Source organism: Bartonella sp. HY328 (assembly GCF_025449335.1).
GTDB lineage: Bacteria > Pseudomonadota > Alphaproteobacteria > Rhizobiales > Rhizobiaceae > HY038.
Window position 1 is genome coordinate 793,849 of sequence record NZ_CP104883.1, and the last position, 18,324, is coordinate 812,172.

Annotated in this window: 13 protein-coding genes; 5 read left to right on the forward strand and 8 right to left on the reverse strand. The window is 40.2% G+C overall.

Annotated features, from left to right (window positions below; translation table 11 throughout):
- Window positions 1-39: 39 nt before the first annotated feature.
- The 3 genes from N5852_RS03240 to grpE all read right to left on the reverse strand — a co-directional run bounded on the left by N5852_RS03240 (window position 40) and on the right by grpE (window position 4,061).
- Window positions 40-1,506: a DUF4139 domain-containing protein gene (locus N5852_RS03240; protein WP_262098985.1), complete on the reverse strand. Its 1,467-nt coding sequence runs from the start codon at window positions 1,504-1,506 to the stop codon at window positions 40-42.
- 113 nt (window positions 1,507-1,619) lie between these two features.
- Window positions 1,620-3,083, reverse strand: coding sequence for a DUF4139 domain-containing protein (locus N5852_RS03245; protein WP_262098986.1), 1,464 nt, complete (start codon window positions 3,081-3,083; stop codon window positions 1,620-1,622).
- Window positions 3,084-3,404: 321 nt separating this feature from the next.
- Window positions 3,405-4,061 (reverse strand): nucleotide exchange factor GrpE, encoded by a 657-nt coding sequence (gene grpE / locus N5852_RS03250; RefSeq protein WP_262098987.1) that lies wholly within the window; start codon window positions 4,059-4,061, stop codon window positions 3,405-3,407.
- Window positions 4,062-4,441: 380 nt separating this feature from the next.
- Here grpE and argB point away from each other — a divergent pair, with 380 nt between their 5' ends.
- The 5 genes from argB to N5852_RS03275 all read left to right on the forward strand — a co-directional run bounded on the left by argB (window position 4,442) and on the right by N5852_RS03275 (window position 9,079).
- Window positions 4,442-5,350, forward strand: a complete 909-nt coding sequence (argB, locus tag N5852_RS03255) for an acetylglutamate kinase (RefSeq protein WP_262098988.1) — start codon at window positions 4,442-4,444, stop codon at window positions 5,348-5,350.
- 8 nt (window positions 5,351-5,358) lie between these two features.
- On the forward strand, window positions 5,359-6,051 hold the full coding sequence (locus N5852_RS03260; RefSeq protein ID WP_262098989.1) for a pyrimidine 5'-nucleotidase: 693 nt from the start codon (window positions 5,359-5,361) through the stop codon (window positions 6,049-6,051).
- Between the two features lie 144 nt (window positions 6,052-6,195).
- Window positions 6,196-7,119 (forward strand): DMT family transporter, encoded by a 924-nt coding sequence (locus tag N5852_RS03265; RefSeq protein WP_262098991.1) that lies wholly within the window; start codon window positions 6,196-6,198, stop codon window positions 7,117-7,119.
- Window positions 7,120-7,372: 253 nt separating this feature from the next.
- Window positions 7,373-7,639: a 30S ribosomal protein S20 gene (gene rpsT, locus N5852_RS03270; protein WP_262098992.1), complete on the forward strand. Its 267-nt coding sequence runs from the start codon at window positions 7,373-7,375 to the stop codon at window positions 7,637-7,639.
- Window positions 7,640-7,852: 213 nt separating this feature from the next.
- Window positions 7,853-9,079 carry an FAD-dependent oxidoreductase gene (locus N5852_RS03275; RefSeq protein ID WP_262098993.1) on the forward strand — a complete coding sequence of 409 codons (1,227 nt, stop codon included), beginning with the start codon at window positions 7,853-7,855 and terminating at the stop codon, window positions 9,077-9,079.
- Between the two features lie 128 nt (window positions 9,080-9,207).
- Here N5852_RS03275 and N5852_RS03280 read toward each other — a convergent pair whose 3' ends face one another.
- The 5 genes from N5852_RS03280 to N5852_RS03300 all read right to left on the reverse strand — a co-directional run bounded on the left by N5852_RS03280 (window position 9,208) and on the right by N5852_RS03300 (window position 17,964).
- On the reverse strand, window positions 9,208-12,306 hold the full coding sequence (locus N5852_RS03280) for an autotransporter family protein (protein WP_262098994.1): 3,099 nt from the start codon (window positions 12,304-12,306) through the stop codon (window positions 9,208-9,210).
- Between the two features lie 609 nt (window positions 12,307-12,915).
- On the reverse strand, window positions 12,916-13,569 hold the full coding sequence (gene tsaB / locus N5852_RS03285; RefSeq protein WP_262098996.1) for a tRNA (adenosine(37)-N6)-threonylcarbamoyltransferase complex dimerization subunit type 1 TsaB: 654 nt from the start codon (window positions 13,567-13,569) through the stop codon (window positions 12,916-12,918).
- Window positions 13,570-13,967: 398 nt separating this feature from the next.
- Window positions 13,968-14,939: a tetratricopeptide repeat protein gene (locus N5852_RS03290; protein WP_262098997.1), complete on the reverse strand. Its 972-nt coding sequence runs from the start codon at window positions 14,937-14,939 to the stop codon at window positions 13,968-13,970.
- A gap of 107 nt (window positions 14,940-15,046) precedes the next feature.
- Window positions 15,047-16,186 (reverse strand): FUSC family protein, encoded by a 1,140-nt coding sequence (locus tag N5852_RS03295; RefSeq protein WP_262098998.1) that lies wholly within the window; start codon window positions 16,184-16,186, stop codon window positions 15,047-15,049.
- On the reverse strand, window positions 16,183-17,964 hold the full coding sequence (locus N5852_RS03300) for an SLC13 family permease (protein ID WP_182418833.1): 1,782 nt from the start codon (window positions 17,962-17,964) through the stop codon (window positions 16,183-16,185). The genes N5852_RS03295 and N5852_RS03300 overlap by 4 nt, the downstream gene beginning before the upstream one ends.
- Window positions 17,965-18,324 lie beyond the last annotated feature (360 nt).

Sequence of the window (18,324 nt, forward strand, 5' to 3'; positions counted from 1 at the left end):
TATTTTTTAATTTTTGCATATGCTTATTAAACTAAACGGTTACGATTTTTGTGAGCTGCTACGCACTTTAACATTCAGTATAGATTGACTTTGCGCCGCAACCTTTACTTGCCAACGCGCACTGTTCACACTCATCTTTTGGTGGGGTATATTTTCTTGTAGAATTTCAAAATTGTTAGAAAAAACGGCCGGAATTTCAACGGTGATTTCTTCATTCTTGGCATTTTTAATTATGAATTGAAAACTGTCTTCGTAAATCTGCTTTTTATTTTTGTCCAAACCGAGTTTCTTTTGTTTGACTTTATTTATCAATACATTAACATCAATCACATTGCCTATCTTTAGCCGGATATGTTCATGCTCTGCGGTATGCCCAATATTATCCTCATTAAGAAAGTGCTGGTTTAACAAATTATCTGTTATATAGCTGCGTATAGTGCCTTTTGGTAATGGTACCCCTAAATTGAATTGCTTATCATTAACAAAATCAAAATACACATTGACAGCAAGGATTAGCCCCTGCCGACCAAGCATGTTGTTTTCATAATTATCCAAATGTACATTGTCCCACGTTGTGCTAACGTAATGTTTTTGTGATGGAATGTTTTCTGCATGCAACAGCAATACTTGCTTTAGTTGATTATTGTGAAGCGTTGTCTTAAAAGGTAGATCATTTAGCTTATAATCAAGAAATGGCTCAGCCACGATGGTTTGAGGAGGCAAGGCTGGTTGTATTGGCCCAAACGGGCTGTTCCACATCAAGCTTTTAAGTCTATTCAACTCGCCAGCGACCAGTTGTAATTGAACATTATTAAAATCGGTGCCGCTTTTATTTTGTAAAGTCACCCAAGCTTTTAAAGATATTTTATTTCCTTGTGGGTTTAGTTCTGCAACATAATCGGCTTTCCAACTAAAGCCACTAGAAAGATAGGCAAGATCTACTTCACTTACACCGTGTTCTTCGCTCATAATAACGCTAACCAATGTTGGACGGTCATAAAGGTTTGGCGGCAACGCACCAAATTTTATATGACCATTTTTGGGTAAGCCAATTTCAATGCGGTCACTATATTTAAATACAAGGCCAGATTGGGTTGCAAGAATAGTTGCCCGCTTTTCAACCTCGCCGCCATCTTGCCGGCGGCCAACAATGGTAACCTCTTTACCTATATATTTTTCACTTAAAGCTTCTGGCGTTAAAAGATCATAATTAAAATTCTGCTCTATCATGTGAAGCTTACTATTATCCGTGGCTGTTATTATAGCTGTTTTTGGCTTAATCATTACCGAGACATCGCGAAAATTGATGTGGTTGATGCCTTTTATAAGATTAATTTTTCGCTTTTCACGTATCAGTGCCAAATCTTCATTGTAAATAGTAATGGCAATATCTTTGCCAGCATCACTGGTACTTACTTGCGCGTTTTGGTCTTGCGCAACCGATTGGGTAATTGGGGTAAAACAAAAGATTAAACTACCCCAAAAAAGCCAAGCTGCTTTTTTCATAAGCCCCCCTTAAGATGTCGTAAACGCACTCGTTAAACGATTTTATAACCGCAAGTTGTTATTTCGTTTGCTCATAAGGACATTGCCCCGCAGATGTGCAGGGCAATTTAAACTTAATTCTTGGTGCGCACTTTAAAGGTTAGTACACTTGCACTCTTTGGGTCAACTTTTACGCGCCATATAGCAGTGTTAGCGTTGCGCTTTTCATGTGGGATATTTTCTTGCAGCATTTCCCAATTATCAGGAAAATAGGCGGGAATTTCAACCTCAACCGGCTCATCCTTAGCATTTTTAACCGTGAGCTCATTTGTAGTCTCATAAATTGGGTTTGAATTAAAACTCAATCCAACCTCTTTGCGCTCTAAAGTTTTTGCATAGACTTTAACATCAAACGCATTGCCAAATTTCACCCGCACAGTTTCTTTGTCAGCAATGTGATTAATACTATCTTCACCGATAAAAAGTACGTTGCCTTTACTATCTGGCTTATAGGCTCGCAATACGCCTTTGGGTAATGGCACGCCCAAATTGGAGTCCTTATCATTTACAAAGTTAAAATAGACCCCAACAGTAAGTGGCTGCCCTTCTTCATTTGCGTTATTAAAAGCATAATAGTCTCGTAATGTTTCGGCGACATAGCGTTTTTGTACTGGCACATTGTCTGCACCCATTAAAGCCACTTGTTTAATTTGATTATTGTTTAACGTGGTTGGTAGTGGCAAAGTATAAAGATGATAATCAAGAAGCGCTTCCTGCTGAATTGGTGCGGCGGTTGCCATAACTTCATCTTGACTTGCATCTGCCATCAAGCGTATGGCATCGCCGCGACGTGGGAATTCAGCTTGATTAACATCACCTGCAACCAACTGTAATTTAGCGTCCTGATAGGACGTGCCACTATTATTTTGAAGTGTTACCCAACCCTTTAACGAAATCTTATTTTCATCTTTGTTAAGTTCTGCAACATAGTCGGCTTTCCAGTTAAAGCCACCTGAAAGATAGGCAATATTAACTTCTTTAGTACCCGTTTCTTCACTCATAATATCGGTGACGAGTGTTGGGCGGTCACGGAGATTTTGCGGTAAGGCGTCAAATTTTATCCGTGCATCTTTTGGCAAACCAATTTCAATACGGTCATTATATTTTAAAACAAGGCCAGAATTATTAGACAGGATGGTTGCCTTTTCTTCCGCCTCGCTACCGTCTTGATTGAGCCTAACAATGGTAACTTCCTTGCCAACATATTTCTCGGTTAAAGCATCTGGTGTTAAAAGATCAAAATTAAAATTTTGCTCAATGACATAAAGTTTAGCATTGTCTTTAGTGGTCATAATCGCCGTTTCAGGCCTGATCATGCCAGAAACATCACGCAAAGCAAAATGATTAACACCCTTTTGTAGATCAAGGTCGCGAACTTCACGTACCAATGCTAAATTTTCATTATAAATGGTTACTGCGACTTCTTTACGCGTATCGCCCGCGCTAATCTTTTCAGCGCTGGTCTGAGCTGAAGACTGGGTGATGCCGGCAATGATCAAGGTTGCGCAACTTGCAAGTAGCATATTGGCCTTTTTCATGAAATCTCCTTAATAAAACAAAAATATCAATGTTTAATTTTTGTCATTAGAGAGAATGAATAAGACTTTTTTTCTACATTTTTGTAGCAAAAATAAATTATTTTTAATAATTCAATGCATTATTTTGCCATATTTTATTTGGTGGGTCAAAAACCTCGCTAAGATGCAACGAATACTTTAAAAAGGATTGAGTAGGCAAAAATAAAAAGGTGGTATGACATATTGCCATCCCACCTTTAAAAAGCTTTCACCACTCATCTAAGTGTATAGTATTTTTTAGCAAAGCTAAACTAGATAGTCTGGGACCCTAGTCGCTAAAACCTATTCATCGCTGACTGGCACATCTTTAGGTCCGCCGGTTGTTACGCCAACTAATGCTGGGCGCAATACGCGTTCACCAATCACATAACCATCTTGAATGATTTGGGCAATAGTATTTGCTGGTTTTGATGGATCTGGCACTTCAAACATTGCTTGATGGAAGTTTGGATCAAATCGATCACCAATGTCACCAGCTTTGGTGATGCCATAACGCTCCATGGTGGTCTGCATCAAGCGCTCCGTCATTTCAACGCCTTCAGCAAGATTGCTCAAATTAGCATCGTTTTCACGGGCATCAGCAGGTATAGCAGTTAATGCACGACCAAGATTATCGGACACGGCAAGCATATCACGAGCAAAATTAGCAACTGCATAGGTTTTTGCATCATTGACATCGCGCGCAGTGCGGCGGCGCAGATTTTCCATTTCTGCAGCAACACGCAATAATTGGTCTTTTAAAGATGCGTTTTCATCTTGCAGCAAGTCAATATTGCGTGCAGTAATAACGCCTTCCTCATCTTCAATTTCCATGCGCTCTTCAGCTTTGCGTGACTTTAAAAAGTCATCGGCAGCTTGCCTAAGCTCATCGCGATCCTTTGGATTTCTTAAATCACGAGCATTTTCAATGTTCTCGTCAACGTGTTTTTCGTCAGACATATCAATTCCATTGTTTACAAAATTTCTCTTAACCCACGATATCGATTTTTATAGTCTGAAAATCAAGGGCAAAATTACAATTTATACGCTATTATAATATATTTCCTTCAAAATTATGGAAAAATCCGAATAAATAAAAATCCAGTCGAGCATTAGGTTTAAAATTTTATCTTAATCAAACTTAATACTCATTAAACAAGCTTTACCATTGCTCGTAATGCTTGGTATTTTGTGGGGGGAGGGCATTTATTGCGCATAATTTTACTATTAGCCTGGTTTTTACAATTTATATCAAAAAAACAGCCTAATGACGAAAAATTCTATTGCGCTTACGCCACGTTTGGTTAAAAAATCAAAATACTGATTTTAGGGAGATATCCATGAGCGATAATTTTGACAGCCAGCAAGAAATTTTCGAAAAACAGGCGGCACTGCTTTCTGCTGCTCTTCCCTATATGCAACGCTATGAAAATAAAAATGTTGTTGTGAAATATGGCGGTCATGCGATGGGAGACCCTGAACTTGGTCGCGCTTTTGCCCGTGATATTGCTCTGTTAAAGCAATCTGGCATTAATCCAATTGTCGTTCATGGCGGTGGCCCGCAAATTGCAACTATGCTGCAAAAATTGGGTCTTGAATCAAAGTTTGAAGGCGGTCTTCGCGTTACTGACGCAAAAACCGTTGAAATTGTTGAAATGGTTCTTGCAGGTTCTATCAACAAAGAGATCGTTGCAATGATCAATGCTGAAGGTGAATGGGCCATTGGTCTTTGCGGCAAAGACGGCAATATGGTCTTTGCCGAAAAAGCTCGTAAAACGATAGTCGATCCTGATTCTAATATTGAGCGTGTACTTGACCTTGGTTTTGTTGGTGAGCCGGTAGAAGTTGACCGCACATTACTGGATTTGCTCGCCCGATCAGAAATGATTCCAGTCATTGCGCCAGTCGCACCAGGGCGCGATGGTCACACCTATAATATCAATGCTGATACATTTGCTGGTGCTATTGCTGGCGCATTAACTGCAAAGCGTCTGTTATTTTTGACCGATGTTCCCGGCGTCCTTGATGAAAATGGTAAGTTACTCAAGGAATTAACGGTTAGTCAAGCACGCCATATGATTGAAAAAGGAACAATTAGCGGTGGCATGATCCCCAAGGTCGAAACCTGTATTGAAGCCATTCAACGCGGGGTTGAAGGTGTGGTTATTCTTAACGGTAAAACCGCTCATTCGGTCTTGCTTGAACTGTTTACCGAGCGCGGTGCAGGTACTTTGATTGTGCGCGGATAAGTATTTTTATGGGCGCGCAAAAATTTCCAACGGAAAAAATAGATTATTGGGTGTTTGATCTTGATAATACCCTTTATCCACCAGGTGATCATCTTTTTTCACAAGTGGATATTAAAATGACCGACTATGTTAGCAACTTGCTAAACATGGATAGGATCAGTGCGCGCCAATTACAAAAAGATCTTTATCGTGATTATGGCACTACCCTATCTGGCTTGATGCATCTTTATGACATTGATCCAGAAGATTTTTTAAATAAAGTCCATGATATCGATTATAGTTGGCTAAGCCCAGCGCCAAATCTTCGACAAAATTTACAAAGGCTTAAGGGCAAAAAATACATCTTTACCAATGGTGATTTTAACCACGCGGTCAACGTATTAACAAGGCTTGGACTTGAAAACTTATTTGATGGCATATTTGACATTAAGGCGGCTCAATATATTCCAAAACCAAAACAACAAGCCTATGATATTTTTGTAACAGAGTTTGCGATAGACCCAAGTCGTGCCGTAATGTTTGAAGATCTTGTCCGCAATTTGAAAGTGCCAAAATCTTTACAAATGCAAACAGTATTAATAGAACCTCTATTACAAGCAGCTCAAACCCATGATACACCGCAAGGCGATGATAGCGACCAAAGTCATATTGATTTTACAACCAATGACCTTGCTGCTTTTTTAGGAAAAATATTGATTTAACTGCATTGCAGTTTAAATTGTAATCGAACTAATCTCAAAATTTACCCTTTATAGCTTGAATTATTTAACCGTTTTGCAATTATAAGAAATTGCTTTAAAAGCGCGCCAATAGAATACCAAGCCCACCAAAACAAGTATGGACCAATGAAATCTTTTTCTTTTTTACGCCCACAAGAACTTATTCTCATTGGTGTAACCATTCTTTGGGGTGGTACATTTTTGATTATTAAACAGGCCGTGAACCAGAGCGGGCCGTTTTTCTTTGTAGGTTTTCGCTTTTTTGTTGCTGCCGTGATTGTTGCAATTGTATTTCACAAAGCATTAAGAGGCCTTAGCAAAAAAGAAATTATTGGTGGCACAGCCATTGGCCTATCTATTTATTTAGGCTATGGCCTGCAAACTATGGGGCTCGAAAGTATCAATAGTAGCCAATCAGCTTTTATTACCGCCCTTTATGTGCCATTTGTGCCACTACTGCAATGGGGCGTATTGAAGCGCAGCCCTAGTCTTGGTAGTTGGATTGGCGCTGGCCTTTGCTTTATCGGCCTTATCTTAATTAAAGATCCGCAAAATATCGGTTTTAGTTTTTCCTTTGGTGAAATTATCACTATCATTGCGGCCTTCTTTATTGCGATTGAAATTATTCTTATCGGCAGATTTGCACCTGAAGTTGATAGCCGCCGGCTTACTTTGGTGCAATTAATTGTGGCATCGCTCGCCGCTTTTATCACTATGCCAATTACAGGTGAATCTATCCCTCAATTTTCTCCTATCTGGTTTTGGGCAGCACTTGCGCTTGGCACAATGACAGCACTTATCCAATTGGCAATGAACTGGGCACAAAAATCTGTGTCGCCCACTAAAGCCACCATCATTTATGCTGGTGAGCCAGTATGGGCAGGTATTTTTGGTCGTATGGCTGGAGAACGTTTTGGCCCCTTTGCGCTAGTTGGTGCAGCGTTAATTATTGCTGGTATTCTCATCTCTCAATTATTACCAACATCATTACGTAATAAATTATCTGCACTTAGCGATGATAAATCAAAAGACAGCTCAAATAATAGTTAAAGTCAAATGCAAGGTAATAAGAATCGCGAGTCGGCCTATGAAATTGCGATTTTTAAAATATCGGTAAAATTTACATTAATTTCTTTTGAAAACATGAGTTAATCGGCGTTTTTTGCTTTTGGGTGCTGGAAAATCTCATTGACCTTTGCTGCTTAATCCAGTATAAGCGCGGAAAGTTATACGGTCGAAGTGCCGTTATTTAATTTTCGTGCCATTATTTTTGATGGTCGTTATCGAGAAAAGAGAGAGATAAATGGCTAATACAGCTTCGGCCAAAAAAGCGGTGCGCAAAATTGCAGCTCGCACAGAGGTCAATAAATCACGTCGTTCACGCGTTCGCACTTTCATCCGCAAGTTTGAAGATGCTGTTGTTGCTGGCAACAAAAAAGAAGCACAAACAATTTTCAAAACAGTTGAACCTGAATTGATGCGCGCTGTAACCAAAGGCGTTATCCAAAAAAATACAGCAGCTCGCAAGGTTTCTCGTCTTGCTCAGCGCTTGAAAAGCCTCAACGCTTAAGTTTTAAAACTTAAATAGTTTTTAAAAACCCTCGAAGATGTTCTTCGGGGGTTTTTGTTTTAATGGCAGTTAAAAATCTTAGCAGTAGCGTCTTTATAAATTTGGTAAAATGTTTTCTAGAAGTTATAAATAAATATGACTAATATAGTCATATTTATTTGCTTTTGGTGTGTTTTGGATTAAAATACTATGATCAAATTAAGGAATGCTAACATGTCCTCTATCGATCAAATCTCCCACACAATCAAAGCTGAAATTATTGTTGTTGGTGCAGGACCTGCCGGCTTAATGGCAGCTTATTTATTGGCGCGCCAAGGACGACAAGTCGTTTTACTTGAAAAACATGGTGATTTTTTGCGCGATTTTCGCGGCGACACTATTCACCCCTCGACCCTTGATCTCATTGACCAGTTGGGCTTTTTAGACGAGTTTTTAAAAATTTCCCACACAAGGGCCGAAAAATTAAATGCTGAAATTAATGGCAAAGATATCACTATTGCCGATTTTTCCAAACTATCCACCAAATGCAAATTTATAGCTTTCATGCCGCAATGGGAATTTTTAAACTTTCTATGTGACAAAGCCAAACAGTTTGATAATTTTTCCATCATCATGGATTGCCAAAGCCGCAAACTTTTATACGAGCATGATAAGGTTGTTGGTGTTGAAGCAACAACTGCGCAAGGCAATATCCGTGTTGAAGCACCCTTAACTATTGCCGCTGATGGGCGCAACTCTATTCTAAGGCAACAATCCGGCCTTGATTTGGAGGAGTTTGGTGTGGCGAGCAATGTTTTATGGATGAAGCTATCGCACCAAAAGGAAGATCCACCCTATACAATGGGCCATGGCGGCCCAAGGCAGGGCTTTATTCTTATTGATCGCGGCGATTATTGGCAATGTGGCTTTGTCATTCCAAAGGGTAGTTTTGAAGAGCTAAAGGCAAAAGGGCTAGAAAATTTTCGCGAGGAAGTTGCGCGCTTTTCACCGTTGCCAGCAAGCCGCATGGATGAGATCATTTCATGGGATGATGTCCACCTTTTATCTATCCGCATTAACCGCCTTAAGCAGTGGTGGCAGCCGGGGCTTCTTTTCATTGGTGATGCTGCCCATGCTATGTCACCTATTGGTGGTGTTGGCGTCAATCTTGCTATACAAGATGCCGTTGCTGCAACCAATATATTAAACATTCCATTGCAGAATAAAAATGTTAGCATAAAAGACTTGGCAAAGGTACAAAAACGCCGTTTATTCCCCACTAAAGCGACCCAAAAGTTGCAGCTTATGATGCAAAAAAGTAGCCAAAGGCGCAACCTTGATCCGGAAAAGAAAAAAGCGCCACCGAGCTTTATGCGTTATATTGCAAAATGGCCACCGCTTGCGCATTTTGCTGGTCGTATTGTTGGTATGGGCTTTAGATCTGAAAAAATCAAATTTTAAATGGGATATAAATATTAAAGTATTTAAGAGAAAAGGCCGATACAAATTTTGTATCGGCCTTTTTTATTTTAGCTAAATATTTATCAACCTAAAAGCGCTCAATTAAGCCGTTATAGTAATAGAATTTTCTACCATTTTTTTCTAAAACCAATACGGCCACTCACACCATAACTATCGCCAAAACCGCTGAGGCTGGTCTTGACGAGGGCTTCGCCATAAATTGAATAATTATCATCATTCCAATTATATGAACCGCCAGCCCCAACACTGCCCCATAAGCGTTGCTGTTGATTTGAAACGTCAACTCCGGAAACATCGACACTGGTGCCACTTTGTAAAGCATAATAAAGGTTGCCAATGCCGTAGATATGAGTGCGATTTAATGAGCCCTGATCATTTTTCCAGCTGGTTTCGTAATCAACAGCAAAGCCCAAACGCGCCTCTAAACTATCGCCACGCTTTAGGCTGACATCTGCATTGAAGATATCGTGAAAACTATCAAAATCAATATTAGAATAAACAAGCTGTGTTTGCGGGGTAATAGACCATTTTTCATCAAGTTTAAAGCGCTTACCTACCTCGGCTGATAAAGCATATCCAAAACCATCATTGCTACTTACTAAGTTGCGATTGGCTAAATTGGATTTTAGATCACTGTTATATAGGGTGACTTGTGCTTGGCCATCGACATAGAAACCATCATTGCCATACCAAGTAAGAGTTCCGCCTAAACCATAACCATCGGTGGTGATTTCACCATCGCCATAAAATGATTTGGTCTTGGTTTTACCAGTCGTATAAAATCCGTTGATACCGCTAATTAGGCTGCCATGGTCATTTGCATAAAGCTTTCCATCGATACCAATTTGCGCTTTAAAAGTATTTTGATTAAAATCCACTCCTGAGGTTGATTTTTGGGATTCAAAATGGCTGTGATTGCCAACCACACGAGACCAAAGTCCTGTATTTTCGACATTTATTTCAACAGGTGAGCCATCACTTGCACTAATCCAAATGCGATTGCCAACACGCTGTTGTAATGTTGGTAAGCTGTTTAAATTAAGCAGTGATTGTGGATAAGCCTCATAGGTCGGAACGCCAGCTTGAAAAACGGGCGGGGCCGGTAAAATTGGAGGTTCTACTGGATCTACTGGAGGCTTAACCGGTGGTTTCACAGGTGGCTCTTCGGGTTTTACGGGAGGTTTAACCGGTGGCTCGACAGGAGGTTCAACTGGCTTTAATTGCGAACGCAAGTACCAGTCATTTTGAAGTTCGGTTTCGCCATATTCATCTTCTGCTACCGTAGATGATTGAGCACCCTTAAATAACCCATAGGCATAGGCGCCGGCACCAACCATGGTTTGTCCTTGCAATGTATAGGCATTGGATGCGGTTGCATCTAATGCAAAAGCATCATCGGTGGTTGTAGCGCCATTGATGGCACGAACAATTTTAATACCTTGTCCAGGCTCGGTATTGCCTCCTGCATTGGTTGCATCAACATTATTGACCCGCACCAGAGTATTGCCATCAACTTGGCCACCATCAATCACAAGGCGATCGGATAAGGCGCCACTTTTACCAAGGAAGGTATCTATTGATAAAAGTGCATTATTACGACCGGTATAATTGCCCTTAATTGTTAAACTATCACCCGCAACGCCACTGTTTAGATTTAAAACACCAGCGTCACTTAACACATTTCCTTGCAAGGTGAAATTTGCACTACCATCAGATGCACCATAAGCAATAACTTGAGCGCCATTTGTAAGATTTAACTGGTCAAATGTTGCTGTTGTCGATGGTGTAGTACCATTTTTGGCGGCAAGTATCCATTGGGCATTATTAGAAACATTGAGATCTAGCGTTGCATTTTCACCCTTATTAACAAGGCCAGTCATTTTACCGTCAGCAAAATTAAAAACAGTGGTGCTTGGTTGGCTGACGCTACCACCAGTCATATTTAAAATATAACCTCCATCTGCAGCAGTAAGATTGCTGTTTGCACCACGAACACTTAGCAAATAATCAACATTACTGCCCATGACGTCAATCAAATTAGCTGTTGCAGAACTTGTCGTGGCAACAAGATTATTAAAACTTGTTTGACTTTGTACGCTTGTTGCATCTGTACTTGCACTAATGGTAATTGCTTGGCCGCCAGCCTTAATTGTGGTTGATGCTGTATCAGCATCCGCATTTAAAACACCGCCCTGCCAAACAACCGCAATGGCAGAAGAATTAGGTGCATTTAACGTATCAAGAACCATATTGCCGGTTGAAGTTATAAGTCCTTCACCAGTACCTGCTACAGTTAACTCTTTACCAATGCGGAGCGCATTTGCGCGAGTGGATGTACTGGTAATTGTAATATTACTATTATGAATACGCACTTCTGGGCGGACACCATTTTTTTCCGTACCAGACACGTAAATGCCAATAGCATCATTGGCTTGGGCTGTAAGATTAATATTTAAGTCATTTTTAACTTCAACATAACCCGCCGCACCGTTACCCGAACTTTGGCCAGCACCTTGAATGACACGGATGCCTGCCAATAATGGATAACGAGTGAAAAGCCAACCACCTTGTTCAGACTGCATAGTAATATTTAAATTGTCAAAAACCGCCTTTGATTGCATCCCATTAAAAGCTTCTGGCTCACCCGCATTAACTGTAGAACCAGCCAATACACCATAATGCTCATAACGGTCACCTACTCCCCAAGTGCCACCACCAGAACCAGACGGCAAATTAAGCATGGTAAGATTAAGAGTACCTATGGTTGCCATTCCACCATGGGACACGCCAAGACCGGTTTTGGCAATTCTATCGCCAACGCCAGTTTGCGGGTTTGCAGTCAGATTTTCAATGGTTAAATTAATTGTTTTACCCGTTGCATCAAAAACCGATTGAGTTGCAGTAGTGCCACCACCGCCATAAACTATGATGCCGGCGCTGCCTTTAACAGTGGTAGAAAAATCATTTTCAATAGTCATGGTGTTGCTTGTTCGACCACTATACACACCAAAACCACCTGCCCAAATACTATTGTCTCCAATAGTTGAATTAACAGAACTGATGGAACAGCTGGATGGATTAGCGGCACCATTGCTGCCAATTGAAAAAGTACTATTGGATGATGCTAAACATTCTGCCGCTTGTGCATTGCCGCCTAAAAAACAAAATCCCACCAGTGCTGTACTAGCTAATAAAAACTGTTTCATAATATCCCACGATTTTGTAAATAAATATAATTTAATGATATATTACATTATAATAGTTGATAAATCTAGATTTATAATTTAATTTATATATGATCAAGAAAATACTAATTTACTATTTAATTAAGTAATTGCTAATATAATAATATATATTGTAAAGTTTGATATTAGTGGGATATTGTCATCGTTGATGGATAATTATATTTTCAGGGAATAGTTATTGGTAATGATGGACAACTTATTTACATTGCTATACTCGGCTGCTCAAAAAAGCATCGTCGCGTTAAGTAATTTTTTTGCATAATTTATTGCCGAATGATTTATTGAAAACTTCAACTGCAGTTTAGGCTATGAAGTCTCGTTAAGCATTTTTAACCCGTCTGATCCCGTGAGAAAAAGTCATTAAAAATGGATAGGTGGTTATAATAATAACTACATTCCTTGACTTAAATGCATATGCTGATGATATGCTCCATTCCTAGCTACCCGACTAGGTCGAACATTAGCATGGGCTCCATCAAATTTTAAGATGAGGCAAAAATTGGCTAAAATTTACAAAGCCAAGTCTGCCTATTTATCAAGTCTGTTTGGCAGAGCATATAGATGTAGGGATTATATGCGGGGCAGGGCAAATCCTACCTGTGGTTTAGCATCAGGTGGGCGCATATAAATTGGGGTGGGTAGAGCTTCTTGTGGTGATTTTTGTTCACCAAGAACGGCTAGGGATTGTAATATTTCAAAATATTGCGGGGATTTGCGAGCCGCTATTAATGGGCTTTTAATATTTGCGGCACCCGAGCCGCTCATCAAGATTTCACCCATAAGATTTTTGCGAATATCATCGGCATTTGCAGTATAGGCAGGTGTTAGCTGTGAGCCTGCTGCATTGAAATGCTGCGCCATTAAGGTGCCACCATGACCTTCCTCAATAATTGAGATTGCATATTGGCTGTTGCGCAACGAAAATGCTTTGGCTTCCAATAAGGAAATGCCAATGACTGGCTTATTAAGTGCAAGACCAAAACCACGTGCTGCAGAAACTCCAATGCGAATACCTGTAAATGAACCTGGGCCAGTATTAACGATGATACGGTCAATATCGGTAAAGGATTTGTCAGCCTTTTCCATGATCGTTTCGATTTGTTGCATTAAATGTTCGGCAGGACTTTTTTCCAGTGGGTTGGTATCAAATACCAAACAAGTATCGCCGTCAAAAAGGGCGGTAGCACTAAGGCGCGTAGCTGTGTCGATGATCAATAATGTCATGGTAGATTTTACAACTCAATTTTTAATCTGGTTTTAAATCAGATCGGTATTTAATAGCTTGCTTATAGTCCTAATCGCAAAAAATGCAAATTTTTAGATGAAAATTGGCAAGGAAACAAAAAATGATTCCCTTTATTTGAGCAAGTGTGCATTGATAGAAACGTAAAAATCAAATTCTTGCAATGTCTATTTTGATAGCTTATCGCTAAATTACATAAATAAGGCGATGCGCTATCGAGTGTGTTAATTGGCGTTTATGTGGTTAACCTACAGCATTTATCCTAAATACCTTTATTAAACAGGACAAATCTCCTGCCAAATGGTGCATTGGTGAATTTGACTGCTATAAAAACTCATATTGGGCAACAAAAAATGGATGATTGCCATGTTCTAAAACGTCACTTTATAAGCTTTTGTTCCTTCAGATAGTTTAAATAAATTTCACCATCTTCATCAAAAATTTCATCACCTTCTAACATATAAGCGCGTAGCAAATAATCGGTTGCTTCATCCCTGCGGTTTAAATCATATAGGTTTGTACCTATTGAATAAAGGATATAGGGATTTAAATAGCCCTCCGCTGACTGATAGCCGCGTTCAAAATAAGATAGCGCCTCCTGATAATCGCCTTTACTTTGATAGGCATCACCCAATGCAGCATAAAGCCATAGGCTTGCCGCCCATTTTTGCTGCGGCTTTGGTAATAAATTCAATGCTTGCTGCCATGTTTTTATAGCTGCATCTATTTGCTTGTTATCAAATAACTCTTCCCCTTGCTCTGATAGATTTTCTACTTCTTCATAAATATCATCAGGCAATTCGTCATCTTCCAGTTCATCAACCACTTCTGGAGTTTTAGCGCTTGATATTAAGCCATTTTCAATAAGATAGGTTTTTATCACATTTTTATCCAAAACTGCCTTTTGCTTTTCGCCTTCATAATAAAGCATGAATTTATATTGATTTAAATCTTCACCTCTAAAAGCACCTTTGCCATATATTTCATAGGTGCGATGAAATGCTTGATAGGCTTTTTCATAATCCTCAAGCTTGAGATAGCCTTTACCTGCGGTACTCAAAACAGATAGCTCGGTTTTTTCTGGGGTGTGATACATTTTAAAAGCAATATCAATCCACTTGGCAAATTCTTCAGAATTACCGATATTGGCATATTTATTAGCCATATTGATTGACATTATTTGCGGATACATCATCCACGTCTCTTTAGGCTCAGGAATAAGATCCCAAGCTTCAAGGCCATATTCTATGCTTAAAGCGATATTTCCACTACGCGCTAATTCCCCAGCTTTACTTAAAAAGTCAGTAACTTGCTGTTCAATTTCGACAGGGAGTTCTTGTATCACAGTCATCATTAACTCCTTTAAGTATAATGCGGTTTTCGATCAATTATATTGTGATTAAATAATCGCCAATCGCAAGTATTTTATTCATAAAGTGATAAGTTAACAAATAAGGTCTATTTTTCTACATTCCCTTGTAGGCTATTCAATTTTTCTTTTTTACTTTGTTCTATTTCAGCACGAACAGCATCAAGGATTTGCTTGCGCTTATGGGCTTGCAATCGCGCTTTTCGTGTGCGGCTTTTATAAAAGCGTGCAATTGTGTTTTCGGTCATTTCAATATCGTTAACGCAATTACGCCAAGAAATTGGCACTTCACTGCGGATCGAGCGATCAGGCTTTGAAAAATCGGTATAATGTCCGCCTTCGCCGGAAAATACCCGACAATTATCAGCAACAGCTCGAATAGTGTCACTTAGCCATTCTGGTGGTGGTTCTGCTTGTTTGCGCAGTGCATTGACAAGAGCTTCAGAAAATAACAATGTTACCGCATAAAGACGGATCGCCGCTTGGTCATAGCGCACCGATAAAGCGGTAACTTGTTTTGATGCAATACGGCCACGCAATGTCCAGCGTGCACTATCGCGTGCGACATCAATAGCACCGGTTAACGCAACCAAAGCAATATGGGTGCGTGAACAGCTTTTTAATGCGCTTACGGCTGCCGCAACATTATTTTCATCTAATGCATTGGCAGCTAAGGTATAATTATTGGCAAGCTCTCGAAAAAAGCGTTCAACCGATGCGCGAAGGGCTTTAATTGGGTCGGGCGTAAAAAGCACTTGGCTAAATAATAAACCAATCCCAGTTCCAACCATCACATCAATGACGCGCGTAAAACCTGCGACTTCCGCACCCATTGCGAGGACCATAACCGAAGAAACACCCGCTTGGATAATAATCGCAGGAACAACTGCATAGGCAGAACCAATAAGCAATCCCAAAAAGGCGACAATAGTAATGCGCAATTCAATTGCCATTGGCGGTAATAAAAGCGTCATTTCACCAACAAAAACGCCGGTTAGAACACCAATCAATACATAAATGGCTTGTTTGCCATGGTTGGTAAGCCCTGGTGCAATACAAATAAGTGCCGACATTGACGCAAAAATAGGATGAGAGTGCCCAAGCCAATGCTGTGAAATATACCAAGATATACCCGCAGCAATACCAGCAAGCGCAGCGTCTACCCAATTGGCGCGCGCCTGCGACCAAGCCAGCTTTAAACGGCGATTTAAATGTTCAAGTCCAATCATTGTAATGGCCAAACCCACATTAGCATCGGTACTGAAATCAAGAGGATTAAAAATGACAATGGTAGCCCAAGGCGCGGATAATCACTAAATTTATATCCTCCTGGTGCCATAACCAACATATTGCATTGATGACCTATGGGGGTTAAAAAATCACACCCTGCACCAATAGCAACTGCCATTAAAAAAGCCTCCGGCTTATAATGGAGTGACGTTGCAAAGCTTGATGCAATTGGTGCCATAACCATTACCGTTGCTGCATTATTCAAGAAAGGTGTCACCAACATGGCGGCAACCAAAATTAATGCAAGCGCACCAAAAGGTGGTAGCGAGGCTGCAGAATAAGAAAGCCAATCACCAATCAATTTGGTGCAGCCAGTGGTTTCCAGCGCTTGGCTAACTGGAATAAGGGCGGCAAGCATTATTAATATTTGCCCATCTAAGCTTTTATAAATATCGCGACCTGGAATAACCCGAAAAACAACCATGGCGGTTGCCGCGGCAAAAAAAGTGATAGCAACTGGCACAAGCTGCAAAGCTGTAACCATAATTGCCAATAGTAAGATAAGTAATGGAATAAGCCCACGGCGCAAGCTACCAATATTAATATTACGCTTGGCAAGCGGCAAAACTTTTAAATCACGTAAAAGGCCGGGTAATAGGTGTTCTCGCCCTTGCAAGACAATAACATCACCAAGGCGAAAAGATATTTCACCAAGGCGGGCACGAATACGCTCGCGCTGGCGACTTACCGCAAGAAGATTGGCATCATAGCGGTCAAATAGTGCAAGGCGCTTGGCGGAAATACCGATAAGCGGCGAATTATCCGTAATCACAGCCTCAATAACATCAAGTTCTTGTTTTTTATCGCCTTCTGGAATAGGCCGCCCCGTAGATAATGACAGTTTGCCGGTATTAATCAAAATATCAAGGGCTTTCGGACTGCCTTCAACGATGATAATGTCACTTTCAGCTAAGATCGTATCAGGAAGTGGCGCAATATTTTTTCCGCCCCTAATGATTTGTAACAACATCAAACTGCCCGTAACGGGACGCAAAACTTCAGAAACGGTTTTACCAATATAGGGTGAGCCCGTTACAATTTCTGCTTCAGAAACATAATCACGAATTTCAATGGCTTCGCTATTTGGAACTTCGCTACGACCACGCACCGGTAAAATCCAATAAAAAAGCACAAGATAAATAAAGCCACCAAGTGCAATGGTTGCGCCAACAGGCGTAAAATCAAACATAGAAAATGACTGGCCAGTCATATTTTCACGAATACGCGAAACAACCACATTGGGCGACGTACCAATTTGTGTCATAAGGCCGCCCATCAAAGCGCCAAAAGACATTGGCATTAAAAATATTGACGGTGATACGTTTGAGCGGCGCGCAAATTGGAAAGCTACCGGCAGCATAATTGCCAAAGCACCAATGTTTTTAACAAAAGCTGAAAGAATGGTTACAACAATGACCAAAAACGCCAATTGCATTCTTACAGATCCGGTATCATGCCAATAACGCTGAATGAGGTTTTCCATAATGCCGGATCGCGCAACACCAGCACTTACCAATAAAGCACTACCGACAATAATAACAATATCGTCACTAAACCCAGAAAAAGCACCATTTTCACCGCTGACAGGTACAATTCCAACTGCAACAGCAATAAGTAATGTGCAAACTGCCACAACATCAAAACGAAATCGGTCGAGAATGAAAAAGAACATCATCAAACCGATAATTGAAAAGGCAAAAATTTGCTGATGCGTCATGAGAGTTTATTCCTTTTGGCGTCAATCGCCCTTTATGGCAGTTATAAACTATTCAACGGTATTGAGTAGCCAAGTTTTATATTTAAGCGATCATAAAAATATGATTTGCACATATATTTTTTCTTTAAAAAAACATAATAAGCACCATTTTCGAAAAAGGGTTTTTCTGCACGATAAAGGTATAAATAATTGGGTTTTAACTAAAATCCAGTGCCTCACTGCGATTGAAGAGCTTCGACAAAATAATATAGCTTTAAATAATATAGCCATATTGGGTGGTGATACTTAATCGTAACAGCCGGATAAATCCAAATGGTGACAGTTGGTCGATCGATCACCAAGTTGGTGAAAATATCAAGA

Excerpts from the sequence above, each read along its gene's own strand:
- N5852_RS03260 (WP_262098989.1), top strand. The coding sequence starts at position 5,359 with ATGGGCGCGCAAAAATTTCCAACGGAAAAAATAGATTATTGGGTGTTT.
- N5852_RS03295 (WP_262098998.1), bottom strand. The coding sequence starts at position 16,186 with ATGATTGGACTTGAACATTTAAATCGCCGTTTAAAGCTGGCTTGGTCG.
- grpE (WP_262098987.1), bottom strand. The coding sequence starts at position 4,061 with ATGTCTGACGAAAAACACGTTGACGAGAACATTGAAAATGCTCGTGAT.
- tsaB (WP_262098996.1), bottom strand. The coding sequence starts at position 13,569 with ATGACATTATTGATCATCGACACAGCTACGCGCCTTAGTGCTACCGCC.
- argB (WP_262098988.1), top strand. The coding sequence starts at position 4,442 with ATGAGCGATAATTTTGACAGCCAGCAAGAAATTTTCGAAAAACAGGCG.
- N5852_RS03275 (WP_262098993.1), top strand. The coding sequence starts at position 7,853 with ATGTCCTCTATCGATCAAATCTCCCACACAATCAAAGCTGAAATTATT.
- N5852_RS03280 (WP_262098994.1), bottom strand. The coding sequence starts at position 12,306 with ATGAAACAGTTTTTATTAGCTAGTACAGCACTGGTGGGATTTTGTTTT.
- N5852_RS03240 (WP_262098985.1), bottom strand. The coding sequence starts at position 1,506 with ATGAAAAAAGCAGCTTGGCTTTTTTGGGGTAGTTTAATCTTTTGTTTT.
- N5852_RS03245 (WP_262098986.1), bottom strand. The coding sequence starts at position 3,083 with ATGAAAAAGGCCAATATGCTACTTGCAAGTTGCGCAACCTTGATCATT.
- rpsT (WP_262098992.1), top strand. The coding sequence starts at position 7,373 with ATGGCTAATACAGCTTCGGCCAAAAAAGCGGTGCGCAAAATTGCAGCT.
- N5852_RS03265 (WP_262098991.1), top strand. The coding sequence starts at position 6,196 with ATGAAATCTTTTTCTTTTTTACGCCCACAAGAACTTATTCTCATTGGT.
- N5852_RS03300 (WP_182418833.1), bottom strand. The coding sequence starts at position 17,964 with ATGACGCATCAGCAAATTTTTGCCTTTTCAATTATCGGTTTGATGATG.
- N5852_RS03290 (WP_262098997.1), bottom strand. The coding sequence starts at position 14,939 with ATGACTGTGATACAAGAACTCCCTGTCGAAATTGAACAGCAAGTTACT.